General features: G+C 64.0%; 12 protein-coding genes and 2 tRNA genes. 5 read left to right on the top strand and 9 right to left on the bottom strand.

Annotation, left to right across the window (positions count from 1 at the left end; genetic code table 11):
* Positions 1-32 precede the first annotated feature (32 nt).
* The gene (gene ssb, locus AC3XQU_RS20450) at positions 33-536 is read right to left on the bottom strand and encodes a single-stranded DNA-binding protein (RefSeq protein WP_489876002.1); all 504 of its coding nucleotides are present in this window, start codon (positions 534-536) and stop codon (positions 33-35) included.
* Positions 537-990: 454 nt separating this feature from the next.
* Between ssb and uvrA the strand changes: the two genes are divergently transcribed.
* Positions 991-3,858, top strand: a complete 2,868-nt coding sequence (gene uvrA, locus AC3XQU_RS20445) for an excinuclease ABC subunit UvrA (protein ID WP_489876001.1) — start codon at positions 991-993, stop codon at positions 3,856-3,858.
* 87 nt (positions 3,859-3,945) lie between these two features.
* Here uvrA and AC3XQU_RS20440 read toward each other — a convergent pair whose 3' ends face one another.
* Both AC3XQU_RS20440 and AC3XQU_RS20435 read right to left on the bottom strand, forming a co-directional pair.
* Complete coding sequence (locus AC3XQU_RS20440; protein ID WP_489876000.1) at positions 3,946-4,764, bottom strand: lipid-binding SYLF domain-containing protein; 819 nt, start codon at positions 4,762-4,764, stop codon at positions 3,946-3,948.
* Positions 4,765-4,937: 173 nt separating this feature from the next.
* Positions 4,938-6,800 (bottom strand): phosphoenolpyruvate carboxykinase (GTP), encoded by a 1,863-nt coding sequence (locus AC3XQU_RS20435; protein ID WP_489875999.1) that lies wholly within the window; start codon positions 6,798-6,800, stop codon positions 4,938-4,940.
* A gap of 337 nt (positions 6,801-7,137) precedes the next feature.
* Between AC3XQU_RS20435 and AC3XQU_RS20430 the strand changes: the two genes are divergently transcribed.
* The gene (locus tag AC3XQU_RS20430) at positions 7,138-8,130 is read left to right on the top strand and encodes a D-2-hydroxyacid dehydrogenase family protein (RefSeq protein WP_489875998.1); all 993 of its coding nucleotides are present in this window, start codon (positions 7,138-7,140) and stop codon (positions 8,128-8,130) included.
* Here the strand turns inward: AC3XQU_RS20430 and AC3XQU_RS20425 are convergent.
* Positions 8,127-8,903 (bottom strand): L-asparaginase, encoded by a 777-nt coding sequence (locus AC3XQU_RS20425; protein WP_489875997.1) that lies wholly within the window; start codon positions 8,901-8,903, stop codon positions 8,127-8,129. The genes AC3XQU_RS20430 and AC3XQU_RS20425 overlap by 4 nt on opposite strands.
* Before the next feature lie 136 nt (positions 8,904-9,039).
* Here AC3XQU_RS20425 and AC3XQU_RS20420 point away from each other — a divergent pair, with 136 nt between their 5' ends.
* Positions 9,040-9,525 carry an asparaginase domain-containing protein gene (locus tag AC3XQU_RS20420; protein ID WP_489875996.1) on the top strand — a complete coding sequence of 162 codons (486 nt, stop codon included), beginning with the start codon at positions 9,040-9,042 and terminating at the stop codon, positions 9,523-9,525.
* Positions 9,526-9,680: 155 nt separating this feature from the next.
* Here AC3XQU_RS20420 and AC3XQU_RS20415 read toward each other — a convergent pair whose 3' ends face one another.
* The 5 genes from AC3XQU_RS20415 to AC3XQU_RS20395 all read right to left on the bottom strand — a co-directional run bounded on the left by AC3XQU_RS20415 (position 9,681) and on the right by AC3XQU_RS20395 (position 17,774).
* Complete coding sequence (locus AC3XQU_RS20415) at positions 9,681-10,577, bottom strand: recombination-associated protein RdgC (RefSeq protein WP_489875995.1); 897 nt, start codon at positions 10,575-10,577, stop codon at positions 9,681-9,683.
* A 75-nt stretch (positions 10,578-10,652) separates the two neighbouring features.
* Complete coding sequence (dinB, locus tag AC3XQU_RS20410) at positions 10,653-11,765, bottom strand: DNA polymerase IV (protein ID WP_489875994.1); 1,113 nt, start codon at positions 11,763-11,765, stop codon at positions 10,653-10,655.
* A gap of 191 nt (positions 11,766-11,956) precedes the next feature.
* A complete protein-coding gene (locus AC3XQU_RS20405) occupies positions 11,957-13,741 on the bottom strand; it encodes a S8 family peptidase (protein ID WP_489875993.1) in 1,785 nt (594 codons plus the stop codon).
* Between the two features lie 342 nt (positions 13,742-14,083).
* A complete protein-coding gene (locus AC3XQU_RS20400; RefSeq protein ID WP_489875992.1) occupies positions 14,084-16,294 on the bottom strand; it encodes a TonB-dependent receptor in 2,211 nt (736 codons plus the stop codon).
* Positions 16,295-16,505: 211 nt separating this feature from the next.
* Positions 16,506-17,774, bottom strand: coding sequence for a glycerate kinase type-2 family protein (locus AC3XQU_RS20395; protein WP_489875991.1), 1,269 nt, complete (start codon positions 17,772-17,774; stop codon positions 16,506-16,508).
* Positions 17,775-17,961: 187 nt separating this feature from the next.
* On the opposite strand from AC3XQU_RS20395, the gene AC3XQU_RS20390 reads away from it, so the two are divergent.
* A tRNA-Val gene (locus tag AC3XQU_RS20390) sits at positions 17,962-18,037 on the top strand.
* 44 nt (positions 18,038-18,081) lie between these two features.
* Positions 18,082-18,158 (top strand) — tRNA-Asp (locus AC3XQU_RS20385).
* Positions 18,159-18,214 lie beyond the last annotated feature (56 nt).

Below are 18,214 nucleotides of genomic sequence, written 5' to 3'. Positions count from 1 at the left end.
TCCGCTTGATCGACGCTGTCGTTCTCTCAGCCTTAGAACGGGATGTCGTCGTCCATGTCCGAGAAGTTCGGCGCCGGTTTCGGCTGCGGACGTGCGGCCGGCGCCGGAGGGGCCTGGCGTGGCGCAGGACGCTGCTGCTGTTGCGGCTCGTAGCCGCCACCGTCATCCATGCCACCGCCCATGTTGTCGCCGCCCATGCCCTGGCGACCGCCCAGCATTTGCATGTTCTCGGCGATGATGTCGGTTGCGTAGCGCTCGATGCCGTCCTTGTCGGTGTACTTGCGGGTCTGCAGGCGGCCTTCGACGTAGACCGACGAGCCCTTTTTCAGGTACTGGCCGACGATTTCAGCCAGGCGGCCGAAGAAGGAAATGCGGTGCCATTCGGTCAGTTCTTTTTGCTCGCCGGTGTTCTTGTCTTTCGACTTGTACGAGGTTGCCACTGCGATGTTGGCGATCGCGTCGCCACTTGGCATGTAGCGGATTTCCGGGTCGCGGCCGAGGTTGCCGACGATGATGACCTTGTTAACTGATGCCATGGTGTTACTCCAATCAATTTTATAGAGCCCTGACTCTGCGCACTTCTAAGCGTCAGGGAACGAGGTGTTACAGCCAACTATTATGGGGCCGGAAGGCAGAGAAAAAAAGTAGATTTTTTGCGCCCCTGCAAGCGCACGATTGCGCTTCTTCCGCCCCAAAACTTGCCGATATCCCGGTGTTGACCCGGGCTCTGTTAAAAATTTGTGGTTTCTGAACGCTTTGTCATTGAACGGCAGGGTAAACGGCCCACATACGTCACTCGCCGCGTTGGCAGGGGCATGTTGCTTGCCAGGCTGACAGCAGAAACGTGTCCTGGCGGCACAAAAGTGCTGGATGCATGTACAGCACTTCGAAAAACGCGCTACAATAATGGGTTCCCCTGATTGGCCCGCTCACCGCGACACTGACTCGTGTGCCGGCCCCGCAAACTTATTGAAAGCCTCCACAAACCTAATGGAAGAAATTCGTATCCGCGGTGCACGCACGCACAACCTGAAGAACATCAATCTCAACCTTCCGCGTAACAAGCTGATCGTCATTACCGGCCTGTCCGGTTCGGGCAAGTCCTCGCTTGCTTTCGATACCTTGTACGCCGAAGGCCAGCGCCGCTATGTCGAGTCGCTGTCGGCCTACGCGCGCCAGTTCCTGCAGCTGATGGAAAAGCCGGACGTCGACCTGATCGAAGGCCTGTCGCCGGCGATCTCGATCGAGCAGAAGGCGACCTCGCACAATCCGCGTTCTACTGTCGGCACCGTCACCGAGATCCACGACTACCTGCGCCTGCTGTACGCGCGTGTGGGTACGCCTTACTGCCCGCAGCACCCGCAGGAGCCGCTCGCGGCCCAGACCGTCTCGCAGATGGTCGATGCCGTGCTGGCAATGCCGGAAGGCACCAAGCTGATGATCCTGGCGCCCACCGTTGCCAACCGCAAGGGCGAGCACACCGACCTGTTCCAGGCCATGCAGGCCCAGGGCTTCGTGCGCTTCCGCGTGGCCAGCGGCGTCAACCCCGCCAAGATCTACGAAATGGACGAGCTGCCCAAGCTCAAGAAGACCGAGAAGCACACCATCGACGTCGTCATCGACCGCGTGAAAGTCAATGCCGATATCAAGCAGCGCCTGGCCGAGAGCTTCGAGACCGCGCTGCGCCTGGCCGACGGCCGCGCCGTGGCCTACGAGATGGATAGCGGGATTGAAACCGTGTTCTCGAACAAGTTCGCCTGCAATGTCTGCGGCTATTCGCTGCAGGAGCTGGAACCGCGCCTGTTCTCCTTCAATAACCCGATGGGCGCCTGCCAGGAATGCGATGGCCTGGGCCATATCGAGTTCTTCGATCCGAAGCGGATCGTGGCCTTCCCGCACCTGTCGCTGGCCTCCGGCGCCGTCAAGGGCTGGGACCGCCGCAACCAGTTCTATTACCAGATGCTGCAGAACCTGGCGTCGCACTACGATTTCGACCTCGACAAGCCCTTCGACACCCTGCCCTCGACCGCGCAGGATGCAGTGCTGTTCGGCTCGGGCAAGACCTCGATCCCGTTCAGCTATGTCAACGAGCGTGGCCGCACCGTGATCCGCGAGCATACCTTCGAGGGCGTGGTCAACAACCTGCAGCGGCGCTACCGCGAGACCGATTCGATGGCGGTCAAGGAAGAACTGGCCAAGTTCATCAACGAGAAGAAATGCCCGTCTTGCGAAGGCGCGCGCCTGCGCACCGAGGCGCGCTACGTGAAGATCGGCCAGGGCGCGCAGCAGCGCGCGATCTATGAAGTGTCGGACAAGCCCTTGCGCGATACGCTGGCCTTCTTCGAGACGCTCGAACTGGTCGGCGCCAAGAAGGAAATCGCCGAGCGGGTGATCAAGGAAATCATCGCGCGCCTGAAATTCCTGAACAACGTCGGCCTCGATTACCTGTCGCTCGACCGCAGTGCCGATACCCTGTCCGGCGGCGAAGCCCAGCGCATCCGCCTGGCCTCGCAGATCGGCTCGGGCCTGACCGGCGTGATGTACGTGCTGGATGAGCCCTCGATCGGCCTGCACCAGCGCGACAACGACCGCCTGATCGGCACCCTGAAGCACCTGCGCGACATCGGCAACAGCGTGCTGGTGGTGGAGCACGACGAAGACGCGATCCGCACCGCCGACTACATCGTCGACATGGGTCCGGGCGCGGGCGTGCACGGCGGCCAGATCATCGCCGAGGGCACGTTAGAAGAGATCATGAAGAACGAGCACTCGGTCACCGCCCAGTACCTCGATGGCCGCCGCCGCATCGAAGTGCCGAAGAAGCGCACCAAGTCGGATCCGGCGCGCCAGCTCGTCATCACCGGCGCCAAGGGCAACAACCTGAAGAACGTCTCGCTCACGCTGCCGGTCGGCCTGATGACCTGCATCACCGGCGTCTCGGGTTCGGGCAAATCGACCCTGATCAACGACACGCTCTATCCGGCGCTGTCGCGCCACCTGTACGGTTCGCAGCTTGAACCGGCCGAGCACGAAGCGATCCATGGCCTGGAGCACTTCGACAAGGTGATCTCGGTCGACCAGGCGCCGATCGGCCGCACCCCGCGTTCGAACCCGGCGACCTACACCGGCCTGTTCACGCCGATCCGCGACTTGTTCGCGACCGTGCCGACCGCCAAGGAACGCGGCTATTCGGCGGGCCGCTTCTCGTTCAACGTCAAGGGCGGCCGCTGCGAAGCCTGCCAGGGCGATGGCGTGATCAAGGTCGAGATGCACTTCCTGCCGGACGTGTACGTGCCTTGCGACGTCTGCCACGGCAAGCGCTACAACCGCGAGACGCTCGAGGTGCACTACAAGGGCAAGAGCATCACCGAAGTGCTGGACATGACGGTGGAAGACGCGCACGAGTTCTTCAAGCCGGTGCCGGTGATCGCGCGCAAGCTGCAGACCCTGCTCGATGTGGGCCTCGGCTACATCAAGCTGGGCCAGAGCGCGACCACGCTGTCGGGCGGCGAGGCGCAGCGCGTCAAGCTGTCGCTGGAACTGTCCAAGCGCGATACCGGGCGTACCCTGTACATCCTGGACGAACCGACCACCGGTTTGCACTTTGCCGACATCGATTTGCTGCTCAAGGTGATCCACCGCCTGCGCGACCAGGGCAACACGCTCGCCATCATCGAGCACAACCTGGACGTCATCAAGACGGCGGACTGGGTGGTTGATTTGGGGCCGGAAGGCGGCGCCGGCGGTGGCCTGATCGTGGCAAGCGGTACGCCGGAGGATGTGGCGAAGAACAAGGGCAGCGCAACCGGCAAGTATCTGAAGCCCTTGTTGAAGGTGAAGGCTGCCGATATCGCTTGAAACTAGCGGTTATCTCTGAAACCGGGAAGTGGTTGTAATGAAAACAGGGGCAGCGCCGCCAGGCACTGCCCCTCTTTTTTGCCTGTCCTACCGGCTGCGCTCCCGCTCCGACTCGGTCTTCACGTCCTTGCCAGACCCGGTCGTGCCCTTCGCCCCGCTGGCCCCCATGCTCGACGCGGCGCTGCCGCTGGAGAGGTTGGCCAGCGCCTGGCGCAAGGTATCGGCCTGCGGATTGCGGATCTTCCCGGACAAGACCTCGCGTGCGGCTACCTGGCGCCGGTAATAGGCAGAGGTCTCGTCTTCGTCGTAGTCGATATCGCTGACATTCAGGGCCACGCCGCCGAACAGGCCTTCGGTATCGGCCCAGGCGGTGACGTTACCCCAGCCGGCCGAGCCTTCGCCGCGCCTGGACCAGTCGGCCACCGTCAGGCCGGCGTCGGCGCCGAGCGAGAACTTGTTGTTCTGCATGAAGCTGTTGAGCGCCTTCTCGTCGTTGAGCACGAAGGCGATGGCGCCGGCTTCGACGCCCGCCTGCAGGCCGGCGCTGATGCCGCCCATGTTGTAGAAGGCCGGGCTGCTCCAGGTATCGCCGCTGCGCACCAGCAGCACGCCTGCGCCGCCGCGTGCGCCGATGCCGAGCGCCGCGCCGCCGTAATCGGGCACGACGAACACGCCTTTCGAGCGCTGCAGCAGCGCGCGCATCTCGGGCGTGGCCTGCATCTGCTGTACGACTTCGACGGCCTTGTTGACGTGCTCGGTCGCCTTGCGCAATTCCTTCTTGTGGCGCTCGGTGCCCGGGGTGGCGGCTTCCCGTGCCGGCCCGACCTGGGCAAGTGCAGCCGCGGTCGTTCCCGTCAACAGCGCGGCAATCGACGCCGCGATGATTCGCTTCATGGTCGGGTTCATGATGGGTCCTCCTTGAGTGGACATGGAGCGGCTAGCCTAAACCCGACCGTCATCAAAGAGCGCCAGTTTGAGTGCGAGAAAACGACTGCAGGAATGATTGAACAGCTCCAATGAAAACAGGGACGGCGCCCGTGGCGCCGTCCCTGTTTTACTTGACCGACCCTGTCCCGGGCTTAGTGTGCCAGCTGCTTTTCCAGCTTGGCCTTGGTCTCCACCAGTTCCTGCGGCAGGCGGTAGGCGAGCTTGTCGAACAGCTCGCTGTGCAGCTTCAGTTCTTCGCGCCAGGCGTCCTTGTCGATCGAAGTGATCTGCTCGAACTGCTGCTCGGTAAAGTCGATGCCGCTCCAGTTCAGGTCGCCGTACGATGGCGAGCGGCCGAACAGGTGGGCGTTGCCGGCCGGGACGCTGTCGTCGGCACGGTCGAGGATCCACTTCAGCACGCGCATGTTGTCGCCGTAGCCCGGCCACACGAAGCTGCCGTCTTCACCGGTGCGGAACCAGTTGACGCAGAAGATCTTCGGCGCGGCGCCCTTGGCCTGCACTTTCTTTCCGAGGTCGAGCCAGTGCTGGAAGTAGTCGCTCATGTTGTAGCCGATGAAAGGCAGCATCGCGAACGGGTCGCGGCGCACGACGCCCATCTGGCCGGCAGCGGCGGCGGTGGTTTCCGAGCCCATGGTCGCGGCCATGTAGACGCCTTCGACCCAGTTGTTCGCTTCGGTCACCAGCGGCACGGTGGTCGAGCGGCGGCCGCCGAAGATGAAGGCCGAGATCGGCACGCCGGCCGGGTCGTCCCAGGCCTGGTCGATCACCGGGTTCTGGGTGGCGGCGACGGTGAAGCGCGCGTTCGGGTGGGCGGCCTTGGTGCCCGACGCCGGGGTCCAGTCCTTGCCCTGCCAGTCGATCAGGTGATCGGGCGCTTGCTTGGTCATGCCTTCCCACCACACGTCGCCATCGTCGGTCAGCGCCACGTTGGTGAAGATGACGTTCTCGCGCAGCGAAGCCATGCAGTTCGGGTTGGTCTTGTCGTTGGTGCCGGGGGCCACGCCGAAATAGCCGGCTTCCGGGTTGATCGCATACAGCTGGCCATCCGGGCCCGGCTTGATCCAGGCGATGTCGTCGCCGATGGTGGTGACCTTCCAGCCGTCGAATGCGGTAGGGGGGATCAGCATGGCGAAATTGGTCTTGCCGCAGGCCGAAGGGAAGGCGGCGGCGACGTATTTCTTGTCGCCTTTTGGCGACTCCACGCCCAGGATCAGCATGTGCTCGGCCAGCCAGCCGGTGCCGCCTGCCTGCGCTTCCTGGTAGCCCATGTTCGAGGCGATCCGCAGTGCGAAGCACTTCTTGCCCAGCAGCGCATTGCCGCCGTAGCCCGAACCGAAGGACCAGATCTCGCGGGTTTCCGGATAGTGGACGATGTATTTGGTGGAATTGCATGGCCATGGCACGTCCTGCTGGCCGGCCGACAGCGGCATGCCGACGCTGTGCACGCAGGGCACGAATTCGCCGTCAAGACCCAGCACGTCGTACACGGCACGGCCCATGCGCGTCATGATGCGCATGTTGACGGCGACATAAGGCGAGTCGGACAGCTCGACGCCGATGTGGGCGATTGGCGAACCCAGCGGGCCCATCGAGAACGGCACCACGTACAGGGTGCGGCCGGCCATGCAGCCGTCGAACAGGCCGTTCAGGGTGCGGCGCATCTCGGCCGGGTCCATCCAGTTGTTGGTCGGGCCGGCCTGCTCTTTCGTTTCGGCGCAGATATAGGTGCGGTCTTCGACACGGGCGACGTCCGACGGGTCGGACCAGGCCAGATAGGAGTTCGGGCGCTTTGCCGGATTCAGCTTCTTCATGGTGCCGGCCTCGACCATCTGTGCGCACAGGCGGTCGTACTCTTCTTCGGAACCATCGCACCAGTAGATGCTGTCAGGCTTGGTCAGGGCGGCAATATCGGCCACCCAATTGATAAGCTGCTGGTGCTTGATGTAAGCTGGAACGTTCAAAGCGGCGACGCCGCCCATCACGGGCTGGTTCATAGATACCTCCAATGCCAATTAAGAATCCTGTCTGTCCCGGCACACGCGGTGCGCCTGTCTGGCCGTGCCCTGGTGGCATATCGCTCCAGCGGAGCGCGGCGTTTACGGCGGTCGTGTCGACGTCCGCTAAGGGACGCCGGGAACTGTGCTGCTGGGCCGACACAAGCGTGTCAAACCCTCAATTAATTGGCCGATTGTACACCCCTAAAACCGCGATTCGCGCTCAGCTACTACAAAAAAGTAGCCGATAATGACCGAGTAATGTAGTAGGCTATTCGGCATCTTTTTAGAACCTGTTATTTCGCTACGCGATAAACATTAAACGGAAGAAACACTCATGCGAATAGCTGTTCTCGACGATTACCAGGACTCGGTGCGGGGTCTGTCGTGCTTCCACCTGCTCGACGGACATGAGGTAAAAGTGTTCACCCACCCCGGCCGCGGGCTGGGCCAGCTGGCCATCCGCCTGGCGCCCTACGACGCGCTGGTGCTGATCCGCGAGCGCACCGCCTTCCCTGCCGCCCTGCTGGCGCGGCTGCCGAACCTGAAACTGATCTCGCAAACCGGCAAGGTCAGCGGACATATCGACGTCGCCGCCGCCACCGAACACGGCATTGCGATCGCGGAAGGCATCGGCTCGCCGGTGGCGCCGTCCGAACTGACCTGGGCGCTGATCATGGCGGCCAGCCGCAAGATCGTGCCCTATGCGAACAACCTCAAGGATGGCCTGTGGCAGACCGCCTCGACCAACCCGGTGCTCAACGGCCTGGGCCGTTCGCTGCGCGGTCGGACGCTGGCGATCTGGGGTTACGGCAAGATCGGGCAACTGGTGGCCGGCTATGCGCGGGCCTTCGGGATGCGGGTGCTGGTCTGGGGGAGCGAGGCCAGCCGGCAGGCGGCCGTGACCGACGGCTACGAGGCGGCGGCGTCGCGCGAGGCCCTGTTTGCGCAGGCGGACGTGTTGACCCTGCATTTGCGTCTCTCCGACGCCACCCGCGGGATCGTCAAGCCGGAAGACCTGGCGCGCATGAAGCCGGACGCGCTGTTCGTCAACACGAGCCGGGCGGAACTGGTCGAGGAAGGCGCGCTGGAGCAGGGCTTGCGTTCGGGCCGGCCGGGCAGCGCGGCGCTGGACGTGTTTGCCAGCGAGCCGCTGCGGGGCGATTCGCCGCTGCTGCGCATTCCGACGGTGCTGGCCACGCCGCACCTCGGGTATGTCGAGCAGGACAGTTACGAGATTTACTTCCAGACGGCCTTCGAGAACGTCGTGCGGTTTGCGCAGGGGCAGCCGGACAATATCCTGAATCCGGAAGCGCTCGGGAAGCGCTAGGCCGGGCGCGGCGAGTCCTGGCGCAGTTCCGGCTCGCCCGTCAGGTTAAGCTTGGGCTCCGGCATCACATGCCTGCCCGTCCACAAGCCGGCCCAGCCCGGCGGCCAGCCGATCGCCGGCCCGGCATAGGGCTGCAAGCCCGCCCTGACCGGCACCACCGGCACCAGCGGCGCCTCGATCAGTCCACCGCCCGCCGGCCGCTCCATATTCAGGCTGTACATGTACCCCGGCAGCAGGGCATCGCACACCTGCGCGAACCAGGCCGTGTGGTCTTCGTCGCGGCCCAGCGCCTGCGCCAGGCCCTGCGGGTCGAACTTGGCCAGCGCATGGATCAGTTCGTCAGTCGTCGCACCCGGCAAATCGCCCCAGCCCATCACCGGATTGTTGTTGTATTCCGCGCCCGAGCCATACCAGCCTTCGCGCCAGGTGCGCTGCATCCAGTTGCGCGGGCCGGTAAACAGATGCCAGCGCCAGTGCAGTCCGGAGGGCTTGGGCCAGGAATACAAATAGAGTTTCTGGTAGCCGGCCTTGTGCAGCGCGCGCACCACTTCCATCAGGCGCGCGTGCGGCATGCGGTCCGGCGGGGCGCGGCGGAACAGGATCGGCTCGCCGTCGGCGTGCTGCACTTCGTCGCTCGACAGGTTCAGGTCGAGGGCGCGCGCTTCGCTGCCGAAACGCGCCGAAATCCAGCCCGTCAGCAGGTTGACGTGGGTGATCACGCCATAACCGCGATGGCGGTGGAAGATGACGGTGCCCGGTGCGACGGCTTTCATGGAATCAACTGGAAATGAGAAAAAGGACGATCAGTCTACTCAACCGATCCGACCGATTCTAGCGCAGTCACATACAGATACACTACGGTTTGCGGCTATCATTACGCACCTTTTTTCAGCACGTGGACAAATCAACATGACCTTGCGCATCATCGCCACCGGCGGCACTTTCGACAAACACTATAACGAACTCGATGGCGTGCTCGGCTTCTCCGACAGCCACTTGCCGGCGGTGATTGCCCGCTCGCGCATGACGATTCCGGTTGCGCTCGACGTGCTGCCGCTGCTCGACTCGCTCGACATGCAGGACCCGGACCGCCAGCGCGTGCTGGCTGCCTGCCAGTCGGCGCCAGAAAAGGCCATCGTCATCATCCACGGCACCGACACCATGCGCGAAACCGCCGCGGTGCTCGGCGCGGCCGGGCTTGGGCAGACCATCGTGCTGACCGGGGCCATGATTCCCTACGAAATTGCGAATTCGGATGCGCTATTCAACCTGGGGCTGGCTTGCGGCGTGGCGCAAACCTTGCCGGCCGGCGTGTATGTCGCGATGAATGGGCAGGTTTTCCCGTGGGATAACGTGACCAAGAATCGGGCGGCGGGGGTGTTTCAGCAGTTGTAGCGCAGGTGCAGCGGTGCGTGAGTGCACGCTTGGTTTGAACGCGTGGGCAAGAAACTTGCCCACCCTACGAGTTGCCGACGAATCGTAGGGTGGGCAGATCCTGCCCACGCGGTGATCGTTAGCGCCATTCTTACCGCAATGGCACCAATGGACGTTCAGGCCTTCGCTTCGCCGCCCAGCGCTTCCACCACATCGGCCATCAGTTTGGCCAGCTCGCCCGTCATCAGCATGATGTCGTTATCGAAACGCTCATCGTCGCTATAGGTGACGGCTTCGCCTTCCTTGATCACGTCCAGCGGCTTGATGCCCTTGATCGCCATCGATTCGGTCAGCACGAAACTGATGCGGTCGGTCCAGGTCATGGCCAGGCGGGTGCACTGCTTGCCGGCGGCGATGTGGCGGCGGATGTCGTCCGGTTCCAGCGTGTGCTTCACGTAGCGCACGGCAGCGCGGCTCTCGCCGGTGGCGCGCAGTTCGGTGTCCTGGTCGATCGTGAAGCCGTACGGGGCTTCGTCCGCTTCCAGCCAGCCGGTCATCACGGCCACCGGCGAGCGCTGCACGCGCAGCGACTCGAGCGGCATGCGGTCGACCGCCTTGAGCAGCAGCTTGATCACGTCGTCCGCCTTCGAGGGGCTGGCGGCATCGACCACCAGCCAGCCGTTGACCGGGTCGATCCAGACCCAGACATTGCTGCGGATCGAGAAGGCGCGCGGCAGCAGCTCGTCGGCGACGCGCTCCTTCAGTTCCTTCATGGCCTTCTTACCCGGCGGGAAGCCCTGCTGCTCTTCCATCTCGGCGGCCTTGGCCTTGGCGACCTGGTTGATGACCGACGACGGCAGCAGCTTCTTCTCGGTTCCGAGCATCATCAGCATCTGCTTGTTGACGACGTGGACCAGCTTGCCGTTGGCGCGCGGCGAATCCCAGCCCTGGCGCAGCAATTCGTTGCTGCTCGCAGGAGAGAACGCCTGCGACTGGAGCGCTTCTTCCATTTTTTCTGGGGTGAATGCCCATGGGGCGGGCAGGCGATAAATCTGGAGATTCTTGAACCACATACGCTTTATCCAATGTTTCAGTATTTCAAGGGAACGACATTCTACGCTGCCCTTGCAGGCAGCGAGTACGAAAAATTATTCAGTTGACGAGTCATCAACAATGCTGGCGACGGCGTCCGGGGCGGCGTCATCGAACAGGCGCAATTGCTCCACCGTCTCGGTGTCGCCCAGGCGCACGCCGACGCCCAGCAAGCGCACCGGTCGGCTGGCGCGGGCCCAGCCGGTTTCCATCAGCCGCGTATAGGTCGGGATATGTGGCGCATAGCCAACACACTCGACCGTGGTCTGCTGGAAGTCCGAAAACTTGATCTTCACGAACAGCTTGTTGATGAATTTTTCGGCATTGTTGCGCTTGATGCGGCCCAGCAGGTGCTCGTGCAATTCCGGCAGCAGCTTCAGGCAGGCAGCCAGGTCGGGCACGTCGGGCGTATAGGTTTCCTCGGTGCTGATCGACTTTCGCTCACGCGAAGTGTTCACTTCGCGCACGTCGATACCGCGGCACAGGTCGTACAGCCGGGCGCCGAAGCTGCCGAAATGCTCCTGCAGCCGCTCCACGCTCCAGCCGCGCATGTCGGCGCAGGTCTGCAGGCCCAGCCGGTGCATCTTGTCGGCCGTGACCTTGCCCACGCCATACAGCTTCTTCACGGGCAGCGCCGCGACAAAGGCGTCCACCTCTTCCGGGCGCACCAGGAACAGGCCGTCGGGCTTGTTCCAGTCGCTGGCGATCTTGGCCACGAACTTGTTCGGCGCCACGCCGGCCGAGGCGGTGATGCCGACGGTCTCGAAAATGCGCTGCCGGATTTCCTGGGCGATCAGGGTGGCGCTGCCCTTGCAGTGGGTCGCGTTGCTCACGTCCAGGTAGGCTTCGTCGAGCGAGAGCGGTTCCACGACCTCGGTGTAGTCGCGGTAGATGTCCATGATCTGGCGCGAGGCGATCCGGTATTTTTCCATCGCCGGCGGAATCACCACCAGCTGCGGGCACAGCTTCATGGCCTGGGCCGTGGCCATGGCCGAATGGATGCCGAAGCGGCGCGCCTCGTAGTTGCAGGTGGCGATCACGCCGCGCTGGTCGGAACGCCCGCCCACCGCGAGCGGACGCCCGCGCAGCGAGGGATCGTCGCGCATCTCGACCGAGGCATAGAAGCAGTCGCAATCGCAGTGGATGATTTTACGGAGCGGGGCGTTCACGGAGACGAGGCCGCCCCAGGGCGGAACACTACTGTAATTGCATACAGTATCCGTTGAATGTGGAATTTACGCAATACGCAGAGAAGCAGGGGCAATCAACTCAGGGGCAAAAAAAGAACGCGCGGCAAGCCGCGCGTTCCCGGTTGAAGGCCGCGCAGGGGAGCCGCGCCGCTTCTTCCTGATCGAACCAGTTACCAGGTCATTTTCAGGGTGTACTTGCCGCTGGTCGAGCCGGTGCCGCCGCTGTAGTACACCACGCGGACGTAGCGGGTAGCGGTGGTGGTGCCGGTGTTGGCCGAGCTGTAGCTGTCCACTGCGCCGGCGCCGTTCTCGCTCTTGCCCAGCAGCGTGCCTGCGCTGTTGTACACGAACAGGTCGTAGTCGGCGGTGCTGGTGCCCGGGGTCAGGACCGAGCTCAGCGTCTTGCCGGCCGGCAGGTCGACACGGAAGTAGTCGGTGTCGGTCGTGGTCGCCATGGTGCCGTTCACGGTGGTGCCCGAGGTCGTGATCATGCTCGCGGTGCCGGTCGTGTTGTTCGACTCGACTTCCGTGATGGTCGGACCTGGCGTCGGGGTCGTGCCCAGCGCGGCATTCACGGCCGCGGTCGCGTCCACGATGCCGGTGCCGCAGCCCGAGCAGGTTGCCGGGAAGGCGCGCGAGCTCGACTTGAGCATGCTTTCGACGTCGTCCGGGGTCAGGGTCGACTTGGCAGCGAACATCAGCGCCGCCACGCCGGCCACGTGCGGGGTCGCCATCGAGGTGCCCTGGTAGCCTGCGTAGTTGTCGGCGCCCGGGGTGCTGGTGCCGGCGTTCAGGGTCGAGATGACGCTGAAGCTGCCGTCGCCGCCTGGGGCTGCGACGTCGACCAGGGTGCCGTAGTTCGAGTACGACGCACGGCCGCCGGTCTTGCCGGTTGCCGCCACGGCGATGACGCCGGAGCAGTTCGCCGGGCTGGCGTTGCTGACGTTCATGTTGTCGTTACCAGCCGCGACCACCACGATCGAACCGCGCGAGCGGGCGCCATTGATGGCGGTCTGGGTGGTGGCGTCGCAGGCGCCGCCGCCGCCGAGCGACAGGTTCAGCACCTTGGCGCGGTTGGCATTGGCCGGGACACCGGTCACGGTACCGCCCGACGACCAGGTGATCGCGTCGGCGATGTCGGAGGTGTAGCCGCCGCACTTGCCCAGCACGCGCACCGGCACGAGCTTGGCGTTGTAGGCCACGCCGGCGACGCCCAGGCTGTTGTTGGTCTTGGCGGCAACGGTGCCGGCCACGTGGGTGCCGTGCCAGCTCGAGCCGGAGGCCGGGGAACCGGTGCCGCACTCGCCTGCTGCGACCCAGTCGCCCGGATCGGTTGGATCGCTGTCGCGGCCGTTGCCGTCGTTGCCGATGGCAGCGGTGCTGATGAAGTCATAGCCGGCCAGCTGCTGGCCGCTCAGGTCGGCGTGCGGACGCGAGCCGGTATCGATCACGGCCACGATCACACCGGTGCCGGTGGACTTGTCCCAGGCGGTCGGCAGGCGCAGGCCGCCGGTGGTGTCGGTGTAGTGCCACTGCTGGGCGTACAGCGGGTCGTTCGCCGTCGCCATGTGGGTCATGATGCGGTCCGGCTCGGCGTACTCGATGGCAGGATCGCGGGCCATCATTTCGGCAGCCAGCTGTTCCACTTCCTTCAGTGCTTTCTTGCCGTTGAGCTTGAACACGTGGGCGCCGGTCGAGATGGCGTGGCTCTCGCTGACCAGCATGCCGTACTGCTGGCCGGCGCGGTCGAGCTTGGCCTTGCGGTCGGCGCCGAGGGCGGCCTTCTTGGCCTGGCCCTTGCTGTCAGGCACCGAGTCCTTGTACTTCACGATGATACGGTCTGTCTCCAGGATGAACTTCTGCTCGGCAGCACCGGCCACGGAGGCGGCGAGAGCGAGCGAAACTGCGGCACACATCTTCAACATTGCAGGATGAATCGAATGCGATTGCTTCATGTTTCTTCCTTTTTGTATAGTTTTCCGTCAAGCGAAATGGACCTCGCCTGTGTCGTTGTGTAACCGGTGCCTTGCGGCGTATCCGGTGCCGTCTGAGTGCGGCGAAAAGCAGCGTATCGCGAAAGAAAGAGACAGTGCGTGACAATTCGATACAATTTCAGCGTAATAACAACACTCGACCGATCTAAAACATAAGAAACATTTTTCTTCGATGAAACGTTAAAAGAGCCGAATAACGTATGCCACAGTTGTGTTGATGCTCCAGAAAAGGTGTTGCTTAAAGAAAAAGGCCACGCAATGCGCGGCCTTCCTGGTTACTACGCCGGAGCGACTAGCAGGCGATCAGAAGTTACCCTTGAACTGCATGCCCCACTGGCGCGGCTCGTTCGTGAAGCCGGTCAGGTTGTTGAAGTCGATCCCGCCGGTCACGCGGCGCTGGTCGAGCACGTTGCGGCCAAAGGCTGCCACTTCATACTTGCCGCCGCCAAAGATGTAACCCAGGCGCAGACCGCCCTCGGTCAGCGGCGCACCGGTGAACTCGGTCGACTCGTACAGGAAGAAGTTGATCTTGCTGCGGTAGGACCAGTCGGTGAAGAAGTACAGCTCGCCGTCGCGGAACGGGATGCCGTAGCGGGCCGTCGCGTTCAGGGTCCAGCGCGGCGCCTGCGGCAAGGCATTGCCGTCGATCACGACGCGACCGGCCGCATTGATCGGGTCGGTCACCGTGCACTGCGCGCAGCGGTTCACCGACAGGCTGGCGTCGCGGATCTGCGTGTAGTTGTAGCTCGCGCCGGCGCTCACGCGCAGGGCGGTGGTGACAGCCGCTTCGAAGTCGAACTCGGCGCCCTTGCCCTTGGTCTTGTCGGCATTGATCAGGCGGTTGACGTTCGAATTGCCGCCGACCACGGTCAGCTGCTGGTCCTTGACGGTGTAGTCGTAGATCGAGAACGAGGTGCGTGCACGGCGCTCGAACAGATCCGCCTTCACGCCCAGTTCCACCGAGGTGATGGTTTCCGAATCGGCGACGGTGATCGGCACGGCGGCCGAGGCGGCTGCGATACTCGGCGCGCGGAAGCCGGTGGCGACGCGGCCGTACATGTTGACGTCGTCGGTCAGCTTGTAGGTGGCCGACAGGTCCCAGTTGATCTTGTCCTGGTCGGTCGCGACCGAGCCCGGTCCGATCTGAACGACATTCTGCGCGGTGATGGTGCGGAACTGCTTCTCGTCGCGGGTGTAGCGCACGCCGCCACGCACCGTCCAGGCCGGGTTGATCGTGTAGTTCAGCGAAGCGAACGCAGCCCAGGCTTCGTTGGTCTGGTTGCTGACCAGGCGCGAGGTGCGCGCGCCGGCATCGTTGAAGTTGTCGCTGCCGCCGGTGGCATCTTCGTCGAAGAAGTAGACGCCTGCCTGCCAGTTCAGCGGGCCGGTGTTCTTCGATTCGACACGGAATTCCTGGCTCCACTGGTCGAGGTCGCTAATATAGCCGCCGGTCTGCACCTGGAACGGGATGAAGCCCGGGCCGCCCGGGGTGCCGCCGTCGATGTCGCCGCGGCTGAAGTAATCGCTGACGTGCTCGTAGCCGGTGATCGAGAACACGCGGAAGTGGTCCAGGTCCCAGGACAGGCGCAGGTTGGCGCCATTGCTGTTCAGGCGCTGGAAGTTCTCGGCATTGGTGACGATCTTGTCGAGGTCATAGCCCGGGGCGATCTTGTTGCTGCCCTTTTGCATCAGGTTCGCGCGGAACAGGCGGGCGCTGCCCTTGGTGTTGCGCTGGTGGGCGTTGAACAAGGCGTTGAAGCTGGTGTCCGGGCTGTACAGCACCTGGACGCGCTGGGCGTTCTCGTTGTAGCCGTCGAGCTGGCCACGCTTCTGGGTCATCGCCACGTCGCCGAAATTGTCGATGTGGTCGTCGCGGTGCTGGCCGGTGGCCGACACGCGCAGCGCCCACTTGTCCGACAGCGGCACGTTCACGGCGCCGTCGGCGTTCATCGTGTAGTGGGTCGCGGCCGACAGGTTGTAATAGCCTTCGACCTTGCCCAGCTTCGGACGCTCGGATTCGAACTTGACCACGCCGGCCGGGGTGTTGCGGCCGAACAGGGTGCCTTGCGGGCCGCGCAGCACTTCGACGCTGGCCAGGTCGAAGATCGGGAAGCCTTTGAGGATCGGGTTTTCCTGCACCACGTCGTCATAGATCAGCGAGACCGGCTGCGAGGCGAAGGTATTGAAGTCGGTATTGCCGTAGCCGCGGATGTAGAAGCGCGGGAAGGTGCGGCCGTTCGAGGATTCGACGTTCAGGCTCGGCACCTTGCCGGCCAGCAGGCGGATGTCTTCGCCGCCGGACACCAGCACGTCGAGCTTTTCGCCCTTGAGCGCGGTGACGGACACCGGGACTTCGCGGATGTTTTCAGTGCGGCGCTGCGCCGTCACGGTGACGGTCTGCAGCTCGGGAGCCTGGTTGGTCTGGGCCTGGACCGGCATGGCTGCGGTAGCCAGGGCCAGTGCTGCGCCGTGGGCGCCGAGCACGCGCTTGTGCATCTTGGACATCTTAATCATGGAGTGTTTTCCTAACGATTGATAAAAGAACCGATGTCCCCGTTCTCTTCTAATCGACGCCCTGTTCAGGGGCGCAAGCGGATATGTCCCGCCTTCGGCCGCGCATCTTGGCGATGTCTTAAGCTTGCCGACTTGATAAAGGCGGTATTGTCAGTGATGGATGTGCGCCAAAGCAAGCAATTCACGCCAAGTTGAGCTTTTTTCAACTCCGTTACAACACATCGGTCTCGATGACGATGGCGCGCAGGTCGTTGACATTGGTGCGGGTCGGGCCGGTGACCACCAGCTGGCCGAGCGCGCCGAAGAAGCCGTAGCCGTCGTTGTCGAGCAGGCGCACGCGCGCATCGATGCCTTTCGAGCGCGCCAGCGCCAGCGTGCCGGGCGCCAGCCAGGCGCCGGCATTGTCCTCGGTACCGTCGATGCCGTCGGTGTCCGCTGCCAGCGCATGCACGCCGGGCAGGCCGTCCAGCGCCACGGCCAGCCCCAGGAGAAATTCGGCATTGCGCCCACCCCGCCCGCGGCCGCGCACGGTCACGCTGGTTTCGCCGCCGGACAGGATCACGCAGGGCGCGCGCAAGGGCTGGCCATGCGCGACGACCTGGCGCGCGATGCTGGCGTGTACCAGCGCGACGTCGCGCGCCTCGCCTTCCATGCTCGAGGACAGGATCAGGGGCATGTAGCCGGCCGCGCGCGCCGCCTCGGCCGCCGCATCGAGCGCCTGCTGGGCGGTGACGATGACATGCGTTTCGTTGCGCGCCAGCCGCGGGTCGTCCGCGCGCGGCGTGGCCTCCGGATTGGCCAGCACGGCCCGCACCGCGCTCGACACGGGAATGCCGTATTTGTTGAGGATGGCCAGCGCCGCGTCGCCGCTGCTGCTGTCGGGCACGGTTGGCCCGGATGCAACCACGGCCGGATCGTCGCCAGGCACGTCCGACACCACCAGGGTCACCACGCGCGCTGGATGGCAGGCCAGCGCCAGTCGCCCGCCCTTGATGCTCGAGAGGTGGCGCCGCACGCAATTCATCTCGCCGATCGGCGCGCCGCAGCGCAGCAGCGCCTCGTTCAGCGCGCGCTTTTCGGCGAAGCCGATGCCGGGCGCCGGCAACGACATCAGCGCCGAGCCGCCGCCGGAGACCAGGCACAGCACCAGGTCCTCCGGCCCCAGGCTGTCCGCCAGCGCCAGCATGCGCCGCGCCGCGTCCTCGCCGGCCGCATCGGGCACCGGGTGGCCGGCTTCGATCACCTCGACGTGGCGGGTCGGCGCGCCATGGCCGTAGCGCGTGACCACCAGGCCTTCGAGCGGGCCCTGCCAGTGATGCTCGACCGCCTCGGCCATGCGCGCCGCCGCCTTGCCGGCACCCAGCACCACGGTGCGGCCCTTGGGAGGCGGAGGCAAGTGGGCCGCGACCAGGTGATAGGGATCGGCCGCCTTCATCGCGGCGTCGAACAGGCGGTGCAGCAGTGGGTGGGGACCGGTCATGGGCGGGCTCTCCAGGCAGGGGCAAACATGATCTTTACACAAAATCGCGCCCCGGTAAAAAGATCGATTCGCCGCCCCTGGAATTTTTTTCGAAAAACCCTTGCACACCCCGAATTGCAGCCTCTATAATTCGGGCCTCTTCGGACGCAATGACAAGCGTCAGACAGAAAACCTCTGAAAGAGTCACGGGCGCTTAGCTCAGTTGGTAGAGCGGATCCCTTACACGGATTAGGTCGGGAGTTCGAGCCTCTCAGCGCCCACCAAGGATTCAGTCAGATGTCGAAACGAAGTGCCGATCAGATTAAACGGAGCGGTAGTTCAGTTGGTTAGAATACCGGCCTGTCACGCCGGGGGTCGCGGGTTCGAGTCCCGTCCGCTCCGCCAGCTAAAAGAAAAAAGGATCCTTCGGGATCCTTTTTTCGTTGCCGCGCCAGAGTGCT

This window comes from Telluria sp. AZSoR62, from assembly GCF_058111565.1.
This window is presented reverse-complemented; position numbering and strand designations above follow the sequence as displayed.